The sequence below is a fragment of the Algibacter sp. 2305UL17-15 genome, from assembly GCF_040720935.1.
Classification (GTDB): Bacteria; Bacteroidota; Bacteroidia; order Flavobacteriales; family Flavobacteriaceae; genus Jejuia.
Window position 1 is genome coordinate 88481 of the sequence record NZ_JBFDAE010000009.1, and the last position, 18878, is coordinate 107358.

Below are 18878 nucleotides of genomic sequence, written 5' to 3' on the forward strand. Positions count from 1 at the left end.
CCCTAACCTAACTTAATAAACATGAAAATAAACCTGCTCATATGTTTTCTGTCTATATCTATATTGGCGAGTAGCCAAAGAGATAGAGGAGTTATCAAAGATATTGATAACTTGAATTCTTCCGCTTTAAAACATTATAACGATAACCAAATTGCTAAATCTTTTAATGAATTTAGTAGGTCTAAAGTATTGTCAGATTCTATACAAGATGTTTACGGTAATGCAGTTGCTAACTACAATTTAGGCAATATTTACAATGTAATGCAAAACAAGGAGTCTGCGGTAAGTTGCTACTATTCAGCTTTAGAGTCGTCAAAAAACATTGGGGATAATTATTTGATATCAAAGACTTATTTAGGTTTAGGACAGTTATATAAAAATAAAGGCGCATTTAAAAAAGCTGTTTTTTATTTTGAAGAAGCATTAAAACACAAAACTTCTAAAAACGATGATGCTCTTAATAAAAAAGACGAGAAGAAATTACAATTTATAGTATTAAAAATTAAAATAAACCTAGCTGAGGTATTGCTAAAAACAAATGAGCCAGACAAGGCTTTGCTTGCATTAACTAGTGCAAAAGAATACGTGAAGAACAATAATGTAGATTCTTACACCAAGGGGTATTTTAATTATGTTTATGGACTTTATTTTGATTCTAAAGGCAGTCAAAATGATGCTATTCTAAAGTTTAAAAACACAATCTCTGTTTTAGGAACGAAGCAGCAAAAAAGAAATTTGATGCTTTTAAGTAAAACTCATAAGCAATTATCCAAACTTCATTCTGACATGGGAAATAGTGATGAAGCTTATTCAAACTTATTAAAACATAATAACTATAAAAAAGCACATATAAATAAGGAAAAAATTAATCAAGATATTCTTGCCAAGTCTAAATTTATTATTGCCGACTATAAGTTTGATGCAGATTTTGCTAATTATAAAAGACTTCAGCAAATAGAAATGACCCAGGAAACAAGGAAAATTAATGTAATTATATCAATCATATTGTTTTTGCTTTTTTTAACCCTGGTTACTTTAGTTGTTAGTTATGTTTCAAAAAAGAAACTGAGCAATGCATTGAAAATAAAAAATGAAGAATTGGAAATTGCCAAGGATAAAGCCTTGAAAACATCAGAATTAAAGTCGAAATTTATTTCTAGTGTAACCCACGAATTAAGAACTCCGCTATACGGTGTGGTTGGTATAGCATCATTATTGCTTGACGATACCAAGAATTTTAATAAAACAGAAATTAAATATTTAAAGTCTCTAAAATATTCTAGTGATTATCTTTTAAACCTTGTAAACGATATTTTACAAGTCAATAAAATTGAAGCTCAAAAAATAGAACTCAAAAATGTATCCGTAAATTTAAAATCCTTGATTTATCAAATTGTGGATTCATTCGAATATAGATTGCAAGAAACCAACAATAAAATTAAAGTATCAATTGCAGATGCTATCCCCGAAAACATAAGATGCGATAAAGTGAGGCTATCTCAAGTTTTAATTAATTTAATAGGAAACAGTATTAAGTTTACGGAAAGCGGAGAAATCAACATAAGAATTAAATTATTGACCTTAGAGGCTGATAAGGTTAATTTTCGATTTGAAATAGAAGATACAGGTGTGGGAATACCAAAAGAAAAATTCAGTACAATTTTTGATAATTTTTCTCAATTAAGCAATGAAAATAATGTTAAATATCAAGGCACAGGTTTAGGACTTTCAATAACAAAAAATATTTTAGAATTATTCGGAAGCGAAATCGAGCTGGAAAGTAAAATTGGAGTAGGGACTAAATTTAGTTTTAACATCAATTCTGAAATTGATAAAACTAAAAAACCTCAAAGAATATGTAATGATAATATTAGTTGTGTAAACTCTAAAAAAGGAAAAAAACATAAAATATTAATTGCTGAGGACAATAAAATCAACCAGATTGTAACCAAAAATTTATTGATGAATCAGGGGTATTACTGTGAGATAGTTGATAATGGTTTAAAAGCAGTTGATTGTATAAAAGAGAATGATTTTGATCTTGTATTAATGGACATTAATATGCCGATTATGAATGGTAGTGAAGCCACTAAGATTATTAGGGGATTTAATAAAATAGTGCCAATTATAGCGTTAACCGCCGCAGACATTGAAACCTTTAGACAAGATTATAAAAATGTAGGTTTTAATGATGTTATTACGAAGCCTTTTGACAATCATGAATTTTTCCAGACTATAGAAACGCATATTCAAAAGGCAAACGAAAATAATATTGAGTTAGTTATTGCCTCTTGATTTTAGCGAATAGTTTTGTTTAGCCGCACCAATAAATATCAAATCAAAGGTTTTATCTAGTTTTGGTTTGATATAGGAAATTTTAGTTTTACTGCTTTAAAATTCCAAAAACAGCAGTTTCTTGATCAGTCCAAATTTTAAAAATATACTTCCCGTTTGAAAAAGTGTTCATGTTTATTTTAAACATTTGAATGTTTTCATAACGTTTTGAAAGGATTTTTTTTCCGTACACATCAATGATCTCCACGTTTAAGTTGTCTTGCGGTTTGTTCAGATCAAAAGTAATAGTGCCATTAGAAGGATTTGGATAATATTTAATAATTTCAGAAAAAGAACTTTCTTTAAGGTTTAGCGTAACGTCGCAGGTTATGGCACCACTACCAGAGGTAGAACTACCATCGGGACAATTAATACATTCCATACTGCCCGAACTTGGTTGAAATGTTCCTACAGGACAATCTACACAGGATGCGCTTCCAGAAGTGCTAGAGAATTTTCCAGGAGGACAATCCTCACAATCGACACTACCAATATTAGCCTGGAATTTGCCTGGGGCACATGCTATACATTCTGAACTTCCAAAAGTAGCAGCATATGTACCTTCAGCACAAGCTTGACATGCTGCACTACCAGGGGTACTAGAGAATTCCCCGGGAGGACAAGCCTCACATTCGGTGCTTCCTTCGTTTGCTTGAAATCTCCCAGCGGGACAATCTATGCAGGATGAGCTTCCAGAGGTGCTAGAGAATTTCCCTTGAGGACAATCCTCACAATCGACACTGCCAATATTAGCCTGAAATTTGCCCGGTGCACATGCTATACATTCTACGCTACCAGAAGTAGCTGCATAGTTGCCTTCAGCGCAAGCTTCGCATGAGGTACTTCCTTTATTTGCTTGGAATCTACCTGGTGGACATTCAGTACATGCTACACTACCTACAGAATCGGAAAAACTGCCTTCAGAACATTCAACACATTCAGTACTTTCCTCGTTAGCTTGAAACCTGCCAGCGGGACAAAGCGTGCATGCTACACTACCGGTAAGGTTAGAGAAACTTCCTGGGGGACAATTAACACATTCGGTACTGCCTTCGTTTGCTTGAAACCTTCCCGCAGGACAATCTATACAAAACTCACTCCCAGAAACAGAAGAAAACTTTCCAGCCGCACAGTTTATTGGTGCTGTAATATTTCCACCGGGGCTATAAGTGCCTGCCGGTGCTTTAACATATTGACAAATATCTGTGTCTATATATTCGCCTGGGGGCGCATTGTTTAAAGCGCATTGGGCATGATTTAATGTTGGGTATAAAGCAAAAACTAATAGGGCAAGACAAAGGGTGGTTAGGTTTTTCATGGTTGGTTTTTAATAAAAATATGAAAAATCTAACAATAATATGTCTTTTTTTATACTTTCCTGCTTATTGTTAAGCCATCCCTTATAGGCAAGAGAATGGTTTCCACACGTTTATCGTTTTTTAAAAGGGCGTTATATTCGATGAGAGCAGGGGTAGCAGTATCCTCTTTTTTAAAGGTGGTTTCTAAAACTTTGCCACTCCAGAGCACATTATCAGATAAAATAATACCGCCAACGTTTAGCTTGTCAATTACAATCTCAAAATAATGAGAGTAATTCTCTTTATCAGCATCAATAAAAACCAAATCAAAAGTTTTATCCAACTTTGGAATAATATCTAAAGCATTCCCTAAGTGCTGAAAAATTTGATGCCCATGTTCAGATTTATCAAAATATTTTCTTTGAAAATCAACTAATTCTTCATTAATATCAATAGTGTGTAATTCGCCATCAGCTTGCAAGCCTTCAGCTAAGCATAGTGCAGAATAACCGGTATAAGTCCCAATTTCCAAAATGTTTTTAGGGTTTGCCAATTTAGAAATCATGCTTAAAACACGCCCTTGATAATGGCCGCTCAACATTCTGGGTTGTAGAATCTTTTGGTAAGTTTCTCTGGCTAATTGTTGTAATAATTCTGGTTCGTCTTCAGAATGTTTTACAACGTAATCATCTATGTTTTCGGGAATAAAATGCATGATGGTTTAGATCTTCTTTTTTGTTAATTTAAAATTTTATGTATCAATTTTTCTTTGCCAATTTCATCATCCCCAAATAACCATTGCAACACATTATCTTCCCAAATAGCATCATATTCTTGTTTGGTAATAATTTTTCTTTCAATAGCTAAATCCAATAATTTTCCGGGATAAGAAGATTGTGGTTCACTTTCCATTTCTCCAAGTGGATAAGGATCGTCTAAGCCCATAAGCACTTGTTTAGCCCCATGGTTTCGTATCAATAATTCCAAACCACCAGTATCATGTACCAAAGTGTCGAAAAAAATATTTTTATGCCCAACTGCTTTTCTTGGGTGGTGTTTGCCTTCAAATAAATCGGGCCTGCCATCAAAACCTTGAATGCGTCGTCCTAAATTAATTTGTGCCAATTGTCCGCCATGGGCAAAACAAGTGCGCATGTTCGGGAATTTATCTTGATAACCATTCAGCGTTAAAAAATGATAAGCATCACCACATTGTGCCAACATCCAAATTAAATGAAACCGCCATGATGTATTTTCTAAATTGATAAATTTTTCGCCATCATAAGGATGAATTTCAACTGCCAAATTATATTTATCTGCCAATTCAAAAAGCGGTTCGTTTTCTTCGTCAAAAATACAACGCCATGTGCCAATAGTGTCCATATAATGTGTTGGTAAACACAATAAACGCATGCCATGGGTTTCTACACAACGTTCAATTTCCCAACACGCACTTCTAATAAAACCGGGGTGCACCACAAAACCGCAGGTGAATTTACTAGGATGTTCATGCTGTATTTTAGCATTAAAATCATTCTGGAAACGCAACGCTTTTTTCATTTCTTCAACACGCAAACCATTGCCATACAATTGAGATAAATTTAAAACCACCGCATGGTCGATCTTAAAGCGTTCCATCCATTCCAGTTTTTCATCAAGAAAAAAACTAGAATCCGTTACAGGGCGTTTCCAATCTTTTTGTAACATAAATTTTCTGTCCTTATCTACCCAAAAAATACCTTTTTCACGCATGAATTCTGGTATTTCCTCAGGATAAGGTAATAAATGCGAATGACCGTTTATACGAAGTTTGCGTTTCATTTATAGTGAATCAGGTTTTAAACAAATCATTGTGGCTTGCATTGTGGCAAATATGGTGTCATTTTCTGAATCAGTAACCGTGCTTTCACAAAAAACAAGTGTTTTTCCAGATTTTATAACTTTGCCGGTAGCTTTGATTTTTTTTGATTTGGCGGCTCTTATAAAATTGATTTTAAACTCTACCGTAAGCACATCAGAACCTTTTGGCATTGTTGTTAATGCAGCATATCCACTAGCTACATCAGCAATGCTTGTTATGACGCCAGCATGAAAAAAACCATGTTGTTGTGTTAGTGTTTCATTTAATTCACATTCAATAATGACAACACCTTTTTCAATTGAAACTAATTTTGCTCCAAGTTTGTTCATAAAACCTTGTTTATAAAAACTCTTTTTTGCAGTTTCAATCATACGTAAACTAAGCTATATTTTTTTTGGTATTTGCATCACTTCGCCACAATTTGGGCAACTGCGTTTATCTTTGTCGCCATAGTACTTATCAAAAATTTTGGGCATATCCGTTTCTATATTGTCTAAAGTAAATTCTTCGCCATAGAGCTTCGTATTGCAATTTTCACAAAACCAGAGTAGTGCATCCTTCATGTCCTTTGGTCGTTTGTATTCTATTACCAAACCAACTGTATTGGGCCCTCTTTGTGGCGAATGTGGTACTTTTGGAGGTAATAAATAAATGTCACCTTCTTTAATGTGCACATCTTTAGGCGTGCCTTTATCAATTATTTTTAAAACGATATCGCCTTCAACTTGATAAAAAAACTCTGGGGTTTCGTTGTAATGATAATCCTTTCTATTATTTGGGCCACCAACAACCATCACGATAAAATCGGCATCTTTCCAAACTACTTTATTGCCTACGGGAGGTTTTAAAAGGTGTCTGTTTTCTTCAATCCAAGCTTTAAAATTTATAGGAGATGTTAAATTGCTCATGGTTAAAAGCCCCTCTTAATCCCGATCTTGATCGGAAAACTCAAAACGGGGATTCGAGTTTGTGTTAAATAAAGTTTAAAAATAATTTAATACATCACAAAAATTAAAATATATATCTTAAGTTTTGATTGTCTATTAGCTTACAATCTTTAGTGTTTTTAGACTCTTCAGGTTTCATGTGCTGAACTTGTTTCAGTATCTAACTTGAAGGGTCTTATTCTCAGAAACATATCTGCGGTTCAATAAAGATTAAACTTTTTGTGGGTACTGAAAAAATTAAATTAAAGATAAGAAACATCTTAATACTACGCTAATTTCTCCCTCCGTTTTGGGAGGGCCGGGGAGGGCTTACAAAGATTTTGTACGCCCGCCGTCAACAGGTAGATTGATGCCATTTATATAGCTTGCTGCTTCACTAGCTAAAAATACAATCGCATTTGCAGTTTCCTCAGGTTGTGCAAAGCGTTTTGTAGGCGCATAGTTTTTCATGATTTCGGTCATTTCTTCTTCAGAAGTACCTTCAATTTTTGCTTTTATTTTTATAATCTCTGCCAAGCGTTCAGTATCCGTAAACCCAGGAAGCACATTATTAACCGTAATGCCAAATTCAGCGACTTCAATAGATAATGTTTTACTCCAATTACCGACGGCGCCTCTAATGGTGTTGCTCACGCCAAGTCCGGGTATTGGCTCTTTTACGGAGGTTGAAATTACATTAATTATTCTGCCAAAACCTTCATCTTTCATAAAAGGAATAGTAGCTTGAGCCAATAAATGATTGCATTTTAAATGCATTGTAAACGCATTTTCAAAAGCTTCCAAGCTAGCATTTAGAATATCTCCACTCCCTGGACCTCCAGTATTATTAACCAATATATGAAACCCATGCTCTCTTTCAACGAATTTTATAACTTGTTCCTGCAACTCTCTCGGGTTAGAAAAATCGGCAACAATGTAACTGTGGTTTCTGTGTTGTGGCAATTCAGCTAAAACTTCCTTTAATTTTTCTCGGTTTCTGGCCACAAGAGTGACGTTAACACCTTCTTGTGCTAAGGCAATTGCCGTAGCTTTTCCTATGCCTTGTGTACTGCCACAAACCAGGGCGTTTTTGTTGTTTAGTTTTAAATCCATAGTAAAGAAGCCCCTCCTAATCCCGATTTTGATCAGGAAACTCTAACCGGAGCAAAAGAGTTCGTTAAACTTTATTTTAATTCGTTGCTCACTCCCTCCTTTTGGAAGGGTTGGGGAGGGCTATATCGTCTTCAAGAATGGCATCGGTTTCTTGTTTTACTTTTTCTAAAATGTCTTTTAAGTCTCCATTGATATCAATTTTTTTATCTGAAAGCAGATTTAGAATAGCTTTATCCTGTGCTCTTCCTCTTAACATAGCTTCTCTATAGCCTATATCTTCATTAAATGTTACTAATGAATATTTTGAGGAATATTCACTAGGAAATGTTTTTTCTAAAGCCATTTCTAATTTACGCTTTTCTTTAAAGACAGCATGATTTACATGACCTTTCATTTCATGGAAATTATCAATCGCCAAATCGGCTATGGCATCGGTATCTTTTTTACGTGTGCTTTCATAAGTTTTAAAAGTGGCTTCCCAATTGTCTAATTTTTGGTCTAAAATTTTATCAAACTCTACAACATCTTCAAAAGAAGCGTTCATACCTTGTCCGTAAAACGGAACAATAGCATGTGCTGCATCGCCCATTAAAAGTGTATTGCCTTTATAGTGCCAGGGCGAACATTTTATAGTGCCCAAAGGTGCTGTTGGATTTTTAAAAAAATCATCCAAAAGATTTGGCATTACTGCTAAAGCATCTGGGAATTCCTTTTGGAAAAATTCTAAGACAATGTCTTCAGTAATTAAATTATTGAAATTGTATGGGCCTTCTTCATAACTTAAAAATAGCGTTACCGTAAAACTACCATCTAGATTTGGTAAAGCAATGAGCATAAAGCTCCCACGAGGCCATATGTGTAAAGCGTTTTTATGGATTTTATAATCGCCGTTTGGTTTTGGTAGAATACTTAATTCCTTATAACCGTGGGTTAAATAGGCTTGGGAAAAACTGAATAAGAATTTCTTGCCCAAATAATAACTTTTGCGCATTGCAGAACCAGCACCATCGGCAGCGATTATGATATCTGCATCTTCGACAAACTCGTCTTTGGTGTTATAATCTTTAAAAAGTGCTGTGGTTTTTTCAAAGTCAACCGATTTACATTTTTTATTGAAATAGATATTGACGTTTTCATGCTTTTCGGCTTCATCTAAAAGTAAGGCGTTTAAATCGCCTCGCGAAATAGAATTGATATACTCATGATCACGTCCGCTGTAATTGGATTGAAAGGTATTGCCATGTTCATCATGAATCATGCGTCCGTTCATAGGAATACACAATGCTTTAACCTTATTTTCTAAACCTACTAGTTTCATGGCTTTAATGCCACGATCTGAAAGAGCCAGATTTATGGAACGACCTGCGCTAATATCTACTTTTCGTAAATCTGGGCGCATTTCATAAACGGATACGTTATAGCCTCTTTGTGCTAAGCGTAATGCTAAAAGTGAACCGCATAAACCTGCGCCAATGATTAGTATGTTCTGAGCCTCTCCTAAATCCTCTCCAAAGGAGAGGTCTTTTTTGGTCTGTTCATTCATTTTTTGTCGTTTTGTTCCGTATGAGTTCCCTCTCCTTCGGATAGTGCCAGGGAGAGGTTCTTCACTACTTTATACACATCTTCAAACGAATTGTAAAGCGGTACAGGCGCACATCGAATAACATCTGGTTCCCGCCAATCGCTAATTACTCCGGCTTCAGTTAATTTGGTATGTAACGATTTATCAGCATTTTTAACTTGAATTGATAATTGACAACCGCGTTCATCAGGGTTGCTTGGTGTGATAATCTTTATGGTGTCATTGCCCAATTGTTTTAATAAAAACTCAAAATAGCCTGTTAGTTTTTTTGATTTTTCGGTTAGTTTTTTAAAGCCAACCTCATCAAATAGATCCAAAGATGCCTTTATGGCTGCCATCGATAAAATAGGTGGATTGCTTAATTGCCAACCTTCGGCACCTGGAATTTGGTCGAATTCGCCACGCATGTTAAAACGTGTGTTTTTATTGTGGCTCCACCAACCTGTAAATCGGTTTAGGTCTTTTTTGTGTGCATGCCGTTCGTGTACAAAACAACCTGCTAAACTTCCGGGGCCAGAGTTTAAATATTTATAAGTACACCAGGCTGCGAAATCTGCTCCAGAATCATGGAGGTTTAATGGTACGTTTCCTGCCCCATGTGCACAATCAAAACCAACGGTGCATCCATGTTTATGTCCGAGTTGCGTAATACGTTTTAAATCGAAAAACTGACCTGTGTAATAGTTCACACCTCCAATCATTAGCATTGCAATTTCATCGCCTTGTTCCTCAAGAATAGTTTCTAAATCTTCATAATTCAATAGTTCTTCATTTTTACGAGGTTCCCAAAGCACTAAGCCTTCTTTATCATCGAAACCATGATGTCTTAATTGAGATTCAACAGCATATTTATCAGAAGGAAACGCATCACTTTCAATTAAAATTTTATAGCGCTTCTTTGTAGGCTGATAAAACGACACCATCAAAAAATGAAGGTTTGCAGTGAGCGTATTCATCACAACCACTTCAATAGGTTTTGCGCCTACAACTTTTGCCATGGCGTTAGTTAAAAATTCATGGTAGCCCAACCATGGGTTTTTAGCTTCAAAATGACCTTCTACACCCAAGTTTGCCCAATCTTCTAATTCTTGGTTTACGTAAGCTTTGGTTTGCTTCGGTTGTAAACCTAAAGAGTTTCCCGTCATATAAATCAAATCATTTCCGTTTTTATCTTTCGGAATATGAAACTGATTTCTGTAAACTGCTAATGGGTCATTTTTATCTTGTTCCTTGGCGAATTCAAGACCTAATTGATATTTGGACAAAGTGTGTTGATTTTCGGTTTCAAACAAAAATAAGAATTAAAAGTGTAGAAAAGAAGCCTTAAAAGTGAGATAATAATGAGAGCGGATTAAAACCAAAAATTTCTTTTTTTTTGCCACGAATCTCACTAATATCTGAAAAATCTTAAGATTTTTCTATTCGTGTTATTTTGAAGTATCACTTTACTGATTTTAAATGGTTTTCAATTATTTATTCGTGGTCATTAGTGAAACTCGGGGCGTATTGTTTCCGTACGTAGCCTTAGAATGTAAATGATTTTCAACTCTATTTTTTTCGTATATTTAGTAAAATATTTAAGTTATGGGAAGAGCAAAAAAAGAATATACTAACGGAGAGGTAACTATTGTTTGGGAAGCCGACAAATGCATCCACTCAGGAATTTGTGTAAAAGGTTTGCCAAATGTGTTTAGACCAAAGTTAAGACCGTGGGTGGATATTAATGCTGCGGAAACCGGGGCGTTAGTAAATCAAGTCAAACAATGTCCTTCTGGTGCTTTAAGTTTTTATATGAATGATAAAGATGACAAAACGGAAGAAACGCTTGATACTAAAGTAGAAGTTTTAGAAAATGGGCCATTATTGGTTTATGGCACTTTAAATGTGGTGCATAAAGATGGTACTGAGGAAACTAAAAGCAAGACCACGGCATTTTGTAGATGTGGTGCTTCTAGTAATAAACCGTTTTGCGATGGTGCTCATGTAAAAACTGAGTTTAAAGGCTAATATTATACTAAAATTCCAAAAAGCAAATACTAAATTTCAAAAAAAAGAAAGGGAGGAGAGTTTTTGGGTATTACATCTTAAAAATAAATTATTTAAAAAGGAAAAAGCGCTTCAATTTATAGTTGAGGCGCTTTTAATATATATAGACGCAGATGCGGAAAAAACTATTTATTATATTTACGATATAAGTCGTTCGACAGACGTTTAGCTTACAGAAATGGATTCAGGGAAACTATATTTTAATACTAATAAAGCCACTTGGAATGATAAAGTCAAAGTTCATGCCAAAAGTGAGATGTATGACCTAGAAGCGTTTAAAAATGGAAAATCTTCTTTAATGCCTTATGAATTGGATGCTTTGGGAAATGTAAACGGAAAATCGTTGTTGCACTTGCAATGTCATTTTGGGCAAGATACGTTGAGTTGGAGCAGGCTAGGCGCAAAATGTACTGGCGTTGACATAAGTGATGAAGGCATTGAGCTAGCGCAGGGCTTAAATGATGAATTAAAGTTGGATGCCGAATTTGTGTGTTGCAATGTTTTAGATACTTCGGAGTTTATAAAAGATACATTTGATATTGTGTTTACCAGCTATGGCGTTATTGGATGGTTACCCGATTTAAAACCTTGGGGCAAAATGATTGCTGAACGTTTGAAAAAAGGTGGCACTTTTTTTATAGCAGAATTCCACCCCATAGTTTGGATGTTTGATTATTTAGGGGATAAGCCCGTTATGAAATATGGCTACATGCAAAGCGAAGTGATTTATGAGGAATATCAAGGCACTTATGCTAATCAAGACTCAAAAATGATAAGTAAGGAATATGGTTGGAATCATGGTTTAGGCGAAGTGGTTTCTGCTTTAACTGAAGCTGGATTACATATTGAGTATTTAAAGGAATTTGATGAAAGCCCTTATGATGTGTTGCCTAATTTGATACAGAATGAATCGGGCATGTTTGTGACAAAAGATAAATTGTATCCTTTGATTTTTACTTTGAGAGCGATGAAGGTTTAGGGTTGAGTTTTTGAAAGTGGAGTAAATTTTTGTTAGTTATGCGAATCAAGGGTTGAAAAATCAGGGCTATAAATGCCGCAGCCAGTCTTCCGTATGCATGCGGTGTCAGTCCTTTTGTAGCCCTGACCTTGCTAGTTCTCTGTATCTCAGATTTCTCAATAAGCCAACTGAACAAGGTTTCAATGGGCTGTCTAATTCTAGATACAGATCTTGAATACAGGTCATTCCAAGCTCTGTCAAATTTCTTTACAAACCTCAGCATTCCTTTTACAGCCTTTACGGGGGTCAGCATTTTGGAGTTGAACTTGCTGTTCATATTTTGAAAAAAAGCAGTATCATTATACATTTTGTCCCCAAAGAACGTGCGGCCTTTGATTTCAGGCCAAGCCTCTTTATAAAAACTGAGGTCATTGATACAAGCTGGTGTAAATATGATCTGCTCTGGATGTGGCAATTTGCCCATATTGCAAAACCCCAAAGCATGAAGCTTCATGCCATAATAGTACATCCTCTTTGTAGAACAATAGCCTTTGGCCGCAACCTCTTTTGGTCATTTTTCCTTCGCGTTTCCCGAACAGGTAAAAATGGGCATGGAATCCAGCGCGCTATAAGTCCTGGAACACTCTTGTGGGACAAACTCGCCCAAGAGTGCTTCCACAAGTGAACCCATTGCACAGGAAATACTGTTGAGCCTATTGTTAAAGGCATGATAGCTGCCTAGGTCAGGAAACCAGTCCAATAAATACTCCGTTGCAAATTGATGTATTTTGCTCATTTTAAAAATCCCTTGGTGCTGCATGACAAAAAGATATATGGTTGTAATTTCTTGGTCTGTTAACTTGGGTACTTTATTGTTGCTAAAGCGCTCACATCTATATTGTAGGTTGTCCTCGAATTTTTCACAGACATAATAATATATTTTCATTAACTTGTAATCCTTGTTATTGGTTTTTGTATTCAAAATAATCTTGTTGAAGTTGATTATTAAGATACTGAAAACCAATGTATTAAATGAGTTAAAGGCGTTGTTTTCAACTAATTAAGCTTGTTTTTTTGTTGTTCTCAACCCTTGATTCGCATTAATTACCTCTTAACAATGAATAAAGAAAGCGGAGATTTAAAATCTAACTATAATGTTCCAAATTTAAAGCGTGGACTATTAATTATTGAATTATTGGCGGAACACGCGCAAGGGTTGACCCTAGCGGAAATTATCGAAACACTATCAATTTCAAAATCAAGTGCGTTTCGGATAGTGAGCACCTTGATCTTCAAAAATTATCTTCAAAAAAACGAAACCACAAAGAAAATTACGCTATCAAGAAAACTGCTTACCCTTGGCATTTCTTCAATGAACGAACAAAGTATCGTTGAAATGTCTATTGATGTGATGAGAGCCTTACGTGATGAACTAAAAGAATCAGTAATGCTTGGTGTGATTATCGATAACAAGGGTATTATTTTAGAACAGGTATCTTCATCTTACCCAGTAAAATTATATGTAGAACAGGGCACGCATTTCCATTTGCATGGTTCTGTTGGGGGCAAGTCTATATTGGCATTTCTTCCAAAAGAAGAGTTGAATGCGGTTTTAAAAAAAATGGTTCTCAAACCTTTGACTAATAATACCATAGTTTCTAAAAAAGCGTTTAGAATAGAATTGGAAAAAATTAAACTACGTGGTTTTGCAATCGATAATGGCGAGGATATAGAAGGGATAAATTGTCTGGGCGCACCTATTTTCAATGAATATGGCTACCCTCTGGCTTCTCTATGGATTGCAGCTCCGCATGGCAGATTGCCGAATGCCAATTTTAATAAAAAAGGAAATATTGTAGCCAAATACGCTTTGGAAATATCCTCGAAATTGGGATACATCAAGTCCTAGACTTTTTCAGGTACGTTATTGTTTTTGTTTCCTTTTTTGAGGGCGACGACATGTTTGTTTATAGCCATGAAATCCATTGGGATTTAGGACGTAATTTTCTTTTTTTTTAAAACATAACATTCAAAATATTTGTATATTTGGTTTCAAATAAGAAACAAGTTTATTATTTGAAACTAAAATTTATAAAATGAAAGCAACACAGTACGAAGGAAATAAATCCTTTACAGTTTTCGAAAAAGAGCAGGAAGCACCTGGTCAAGGTGAAGTAAGAATCAAAGTAGCCTATGTTGGAGTTTGTGGAACTGATGTGCATATCTATCATGGTATGATGGATAAGCGCGTTAACATGCCAGAAACTATTGGTCATGAAATGTCTGGAACTATTGATGCCATAGGCCCAGGTGTGTCAGGTTATGCTAAAGGTGATAAGGTTGTGGTGAGGCCTTTGGACGATAGAAAAGTAAAGCCTTCAGATAAAGGTTTCAATCATATATGTGAAGAATTAAAATTTATAGGGATTGACAGTCCTGGCGCCATGCAGGAATACTGGAATGTTCCGGCGTTCACACTTCATAAACTAAAAGAAGATACCGATTTAAAATTAGCTGCGTTAATCGAGCCGCTTTCGGTAGCAACTCATGATGTGCGTTTAAGCGGATTGGTTGCAGGTGAAACAGCCGTAGTTTTAGGTGGAGGGCCCATTGGTCTTTTGGTGGCTATGGTTGCGAAAGAAGTAGGTGCAAATGTGATTATTTCAGAAGTAAATGAAAAACGTATTGCCAAGGCAAAATCCATGGGGTTAAATGCTGTAAGCCCATTAAAAGTAGATTTAGTTGCATATGTTCGTGAACAAACCGAAGGGCGTTTGGCAGACGTGGTTTTTGAAGTTGCAGGAGTGCAGCCAGCATTGGATATCATGACTGAAGTAGCTGGCATAAGAGGAAGAATCTTGATGGTAGCCATTCATGGGCAACCAAAACCAGTTAATTTATTTAAATTCTTCTGGAAAGAATTAAAATTGATTGGTGCACGTGTTTACGAAAAGGAAGATTATGAAAAATCAATCCAATTAATTACAGCAAATGAATTACCGTTTGAAGATATGATTACAGATGTACAACCATTAAGCAATATTCAACAAGTATTTGAGAATATAGACAATAATCCTGATGGCATGAAAGTGCTAATGGATTGTTCATTATAACATAAACCACCAAAAAATTTAAGACATGAGTATTTTAAACACATTTAGTGTAGAAGGAAAAACAGCCTTAGTAACAGGTTGTAAAAGGGGCATTGGAAAAGCTATGGCTATTGGTTTAGCTGAAGCAGGAGCCAATATTATTGGTGTTTCGGCATCTTTAGAAAATGGAAGCGAGGTAGAAAAAGAAGTGAAGGCAGTTGGTAAAAACTTTAGTGCTTACCAATGTGATTTTTCAGATAGAAAATCATTGTATAAATTTATTGAGGCAGTAAAAGCAGATCATCCACAAATTGATATTTTGGTAAACAACGCTGGAACTATTTTAAGAGCTCCAGCAGCTGAACATCCAGACGAAATGTGGGATAAAGTCATTGAAGTCAACCAAAATGCGCAATTTATCTTAACCAGGGAAATTGGTAAGGAAATGGTAAATAGAGGTCATGGTAAAATTATTTTCACAGCATCATTATTAACATTCCAAGGTGGAATTACAGTACCGGGATATGCAGCAAGTAAAGGAGCTATTGGTCAAATGACGATGGCATTCGCTAACGAATGGGCAAGTAAAGGTGTTAATGTAAATGCCATTGCGCCAGGATATATTGCAACAGATAATACGGAGGCTCTAAGAAATGATCCAGCACGTTCAGAATCTATCTTATCAAGAATACCAGCAGGACGTTGGGGAAAACCAACAGATTTTGCTGGGCCAACCGTGTTTTTAGCCTCAGAAGCAGCGGGGTATATGAATGGCGCTATCGTTCTTGTTGACGGTGGATGGATGGGTAGATAATCCCCCTAACCCCCAAAGGGGGAACTAGCAAATTTGTAAGTAAATTTCCTGCAAGGTTTCAAGTGAAGATGCAGGTATAAAATAAATAGAATAAAATGGCAGAAATAAAAGAATATCAATTATTTATAAACGGGGAATGGAAAACATCTACATCTGGTGAAACTATCGATATTGTTAGTCCTTCTACTGAAGAAATCGTTGCAAGGGTTCAAAATGGAACAGCAGAAGAAGCTATAGAAGCTTTGGAAGCTGCAGATAAAGCTCAAAAAGAATGGAAAAAATTACCTGCTCGTGAGCGCGCAGATTTGTTATATAAATTAGCTGATGAAATTGATGCAAATACAGAGTATTTAGCCGAATTATTAACTAAAGAGCAAGGTAAGCTTTTAAAGGTAGCTCGTTTTGAAGTTGCCGTTACAGCTTCATTCATTAGGTATGCAGCTGAAGGTGCTAGACGCATTGAGGGAGATATTATTCCTTCTGATAATCCAAACGAACAAATCTGGATTCAAAAAGTGCCAAGAGGTGTAGTTGTGGCTATTACTGCATGGAATTTCCCATTGGCATTGGCAGGTCGTAAATTAGGACCAGCTTTAGTGGCAGGAAATACAATTGTAATTAAACCAACTTCTGAAACACCACTAGCAACATTAGAGTTAGGAAATTTAGCAAATAAAGTGGGTATTCCTGCTGGGGTTATCAATATTTTAACTGGTCCAGGTCGCGCTATGGGTAATGCTTTGGTTGAAAGCCCATTATGTAGAATGGTAACTATGACTGGTTCTACACCTGTTGGTCAACAAATTGCTAGAAATGCAGCGCAAAACTTAACACATGTACAATTGGAGTTAGGCGGAAAGGCACCGTTTATAGTATTTGAAGATGCCGATATTGATGCTGCTGTAGAATCTGCGTTACATTCTCGTTTTGATAACTGTGGACAAGTGTGTACTTGTAACGAACGTATGTATGTTCATGAAGCTATTTATGATGTATTCATGGATAAATTTTTAGCTGCAACTAAAGCATTAAAAGTTGGGGACCCAATGTTGGAGGATACCGATATGGGACCAAAAGTTAATGGTTCTGAATTAAAGCACATGGAGCATTTAGTAGCAGTTTCTGTAAAAGAAGGCGCAACAATTGCAACAGGAGGAAAAAGACCAGAAGGTGCAGCTTTCGAAAAAGGATTTTGGTTTGAGCCAACGGTTTTAACAAACGTTACCCAGGATATGACGATTGTTCACGAAGAATCTTTCGGGCCAATTTTGCCAGTATTGAAATTTAGTTCTTTTGATGAAGTTATCGGATTTGCAAATGATTGTGAGTACGGACTGGCTGCCATGGTATTTACAAACGATATGAATACCATTATGAAATGTAATGATGAATTGGAATATGGTGAAATCTATGTGAATAGAGGGCATGGCGAACAACACCAAGGTTTCCATAATGGTTATAAATTGTCTGGTTCTGGTGGTGAAGATGGAAAATATGGTTTTGAACAATATTTAGAAAAGAAAACTTTTTATATCAGACATAAAGCATAAATTATGAGCACTAAAATTTCAAGTGTAAAAACACGCTTATTTACAGTACCACTACCCGAAGTCATGTCCGATGCAAAACACGGTGATCATTACCATTTTGAATTGGTTACAGTTACAATCACTTTAGAAGATGGTACTGAAGGAACAGGCTATACTTACACAGGTGGTAAAGGTGGTTTTTCCATCAAAGCTATGGTAGAACATGATTTCACTAATGTTTTAATTGGTAAAGATGGAACAGATATCGAAGCTATTTACGATTTTTTAGAATGGCATATACATTACGTAGGTCGTGGAGGCATAGCATCTTTCGCTATTTCGGCAGTTGACATTGCATTGTGGGATATCCGTTGTAAAAAAGCTGGTCAACCCTTATGGAAAATGGCAGGCGGACACGGTAATACCTGTAAAGCTTATTGCGGTGGTATAGATTTAATGTTTCCTATTGAAAAATTGTTAGGGAACATGAAAAATTATTTAGAACGTGGTTTCAATGCCGTTAAAATAAAAATTGGTCGTGAAAATCTTCAAGAAGATTTAGACCGTATCAAGGCAGTACGAGAATATATCGGTCCAGATGTGACCTTTATGGTAGATGCCAATTATTCCATGACGGTTGAAAAAGCCATAAAAGCTATTGAAGGTTTCAAACAATACGATATTACGTGGTTTGAAGAGCCAATTATTCCAGATAATTATAAAGGATTTGGTGAAATAGCAGATGCAACAGGTTTTCCTCTGGCAATGGGGGAAAATTTGCATACCATTCACGAATTTGAATATGCATTCGATCAAGCAAAACTATCTTTCGTGCAACCGGATGCTTCCAATTGTGGAGGTGTAACAGGTTGGTTGGCAGCAGCTCGATTAGCTGATAAACATGGAATTCCAGCGTGTTCTCACGGTATGCAGGAATTACACGTAAGTTTAGTATCTTCCCAACCAAATTCAGGTTGGCTGGAAGTGCATAGTTTTCCTATAGATGAATACACAACAAGACCTTTGGTGGTTGAAAATTATAGAGCGGTAGCACCAGATTATCCAGGTGTCGGCGTCATTTTCAATTGGGAAAAATTAGCACCTTACGAGGAAAAATAAATTGATCTAAGAACACCCAGTACATGAAAAATTAAAAAGTGTGTCACATTGAGCGCAGTCGAAATGCCTTTAAAAACGATATTTTTAATGTCTTTGACTTATTTCATAAGCTACCTTTGTTCAAAATATATTTTGATCTCGGCAATGCTTAGACTGACATTCTAAATGTTCATAATTTTTGTCATGTGCCAAATTAAAAACGATAT

18 protein-coding genes are annotated in these 18878 nt (G+C 35.8%); 8 read left to right on the forward strand and 10 right to left on the reverse strand.

Translation table 11 applies throughout. The features are described 5' to 3' along the window. Window positions 1-21: 21 nt before the first annotated feature. The gene (locus tag ABXQ82_RS11295) at window positions 22-2295 is read left to right on the forward strand and encodes an ATP-binding protein (RefSeq protein ID WP_367059353.1); all 2274 of its coding nucleotides are present in this window, start codon (window positions 22-24) and stop codon (window positions 2293-2295) included. An 88-nt stretch (window positions 2296-2383) separates the two neighbouring features. On the opposite strand, the gene ABXQ82_RS11300 is transcribed toward ABXQ82_RS11295, so the two are convergent. The 8 genes from ABXQ82_RS11300 to kynU all read right to left on the reverse strand — a co-directional run bounded on the left by ABXQ82_RS11300 (window position 2384) and on the right by kynU (window position 10379). Continuing rightward, window positions 2384-3652, reverse strand: coding sequence for a T9SS type A sorting domain-containing protein (locus ABXQ82_RS11300; protein WP_367059356.1), 1269 nt, complete (start codon window positions 3650-3652; stop codon window positions 2384-2386). 50 nt (window positions 3653-3702) lie between these two features. Further along, entirely contained in the window at window positions 3703-4347 is a 645-nt protein-coding gene (locus tag ABXQ82_RS11305; protein WP_367059358.1) for an O-methyltransferase, read from the reverse strand. Between the two features lie 23 nt (window positions 4348-4370). Continuing rightward, window positions 4371-5453 (reverse strand): amidohydrolase family protein, encoded by a 1083-nt coding sequence (locus ABXQ82_RS11310; protein ID WP_367059360.1) that lies wholly within the window; start codon window positions 5451-5453, stop codon window positions 4371-4373. After that, on the reverse strand, window positions 5454-5822 hold the full coding sequence (locus tag ABXQ82_RS11315; protein WP_367059363.1) for a PaaI family thioesterase: 369 nt from the start codon (window positions 5820-5822) through the stop codon (window positions 5454-5456). It abuts the gene before it with no gap. Window positions 5823-5876: 54 nt separating this feature from the next. Further along, on the reverse strand, window positions 5877-6401 hold the full coding sequence (locus ABXQ82_RS11320) for a 3-hydroxyanthranilate 3,4-dioxygenase (protein ID WP_367059365.1): 525 nt from the start codon (window positions 6399-6401) through the stop codon (window positions 5877-5879). 348 nt (window positions 6402-6749) lie between these two features. Continuing rightward, window positions 6750-7532, reverse strand: a complete 783-nt coding sequence (locus ABXQ82_RS11325) for an SDR family oxidoreductase (protein WP_367059368.1) — start codon at window positions 7530-7532, stop codon at window positions 6750-6752. A gap of 88 nt (window positions 7533-7620) precedes the next feature. Beyond that, on the reverse strand, window positions 7621-9075 hold the full coding sequence (locus tag ABXQ82_RS11330) for an NAD(P)/FAD-dependent oxidoreductase (RefSeq protein WP_367059370.1): 1455 nt from the start codon (window positions 9073-9075) through the stop codon (window positions 7621-7623). Continuing rightward, window positions 9072-10379 (reverse strand): kynureninase, encoded by a 1308-nt coding sequence (gene kynU, locus ABXQ82_RS11335; RefSeq protein ID WP_367059374.1) that lies wholly within the window; start codon window positions 10377-10379, stop codon window positions 9072-9074. The genes ABXQ82_RS11330 and kynU overlap by 4 nt, the downstream gene beginning before the upstream one ends. Before the next feature lie 319 nt (window positions 10380-10698). On the opposite strand from kynU, the gene ABXQ82_RS11340 reads away from it, so the two are divergent. Together ABXQ82_RS11340 and ABXQ82_RS11345 are read left to right on the forward strand one after the other, a co-directional pair. Further along, window positions 10699-11121 (forward strand): (4Fe-4S)-binding protein, encoded by a 423-nt coding sequence (locus ABXQ82_RS11340; RefSeq protein WP_367059376.1) that lies wholly within the window; start codon window positions 10699-10701, stop codon window positions 11119-11121. A 217-nt stretch (window positions 11122-11338) separates the two neighbouring features. After that, the gene (locus tag ABXQ82_RS11345) at window positions 11339-12139 is read left to right on the forward strand and encodes a class I SAM-dependent methyltransferase (protein WP_367059379.1); all 801 of its coding nucleotides are present in this window, start codon (window positions 11339-11341) and stop codon (window positions 12137-12139) included. Here the strand turns inward: ABXQ82_RS11345 and ABXQ82_RS11350 are convergent. Continuing rightward, entirely contained in the window at window positions 12114-12632 is a 519-nt protein-coding gene (locus ABXQ82_RS11350) for a hypothetical protein (protein WP_367059381.1), read from the reverse strand. The genes ABXQ82_RS11345 and ABXQ82_RS11350 overlap by 26 nt on opposite strands. 57 nt (window positions 12633-12689) lie before the next feature. Continuing rightward, entirely contained in the window at window positions 12690-13064 is a 375-nt protein-coding gene (locus ABXQ82_RS11355) for a hypothetical protein (RefSeq protein WP_367059384.1), read from the reverse strand. A gap of 171 nt (window positions 13065-13235) precedes the next feature. Here ABXQ82_RS11355 and ABXQ82_RS11360 point away from each other — a divergent pair, with 171 nt between their 5' ends. The 5 genes from ABXQ82_RS11360 (at window position 13236) to ABXQ82_RS11380 (ending at window position 18672) form a co-directional block, all read left to right on the forward strand. After that, window positions 13236-14027 carry an IclR family transcriptional regulator gene (locus ABXQ82_RS11360; RefSeq protein ID WP_367059386.1) on the forward strand — a complete coding sequence of 264 codons (792 nt, stop codon included), beginning with the start codon at window positions 13236-13238 and terminating at the stop codon, window positions 14025-14027. A gap of 187 nt (window positions 14028-14214) precedes the next feature. Continuing rightward, complete coding sequence (locus tag ABXQ82_RS11365; RefSeq protein WP_367059389.1) at window positions 14215-15231, forward strand: alcohol dehydrogenase catalytic domain-containing protein; 1017 nt, start codon at window positions 14215-14217, stop codon at window positions 15229-15231. Between the two features lie 31 nt (window positions 15232-15262). Further along, on the forward strand, window positions 15263-16024 hold the full coding sequence (locus ABXQ82_RS11370) for an SDR family NAD(P)-dependent oxidoreductase (protein ID WP_367059619.1): 762 nt from the start codon (window positions 15263-15265) through the stop codon (window positions 16022-16024). A 95-nt stretch (window positions 16025-16119) separates the two neighbouring features. Then, window positions 16120-17574 (forward strand): aldehyde dehydrogenase, encoded by a 1455-nt coding sequence (gene aldA / locus ABXQ82_RS11375; protein WP_367059392.1) that lies wholly within the window; start codon window positions 16120-16122, stop codon window positions 17572-17574. 3 nt (window positions 17575-17577) lie between these two features. Next, complete coding sequence (locus ABXQ82_RS11380) at window positions 17578-18672, forward strand: mandelate racemase/muconate lactonizing enzyme family protein (protein WP_367059394.1); 1095 nt, start codon at window positions 17578-17580, stop codon at window positions 18670-18672. Window positions 18673-18878: the final 206 nt, after the last annotated feature.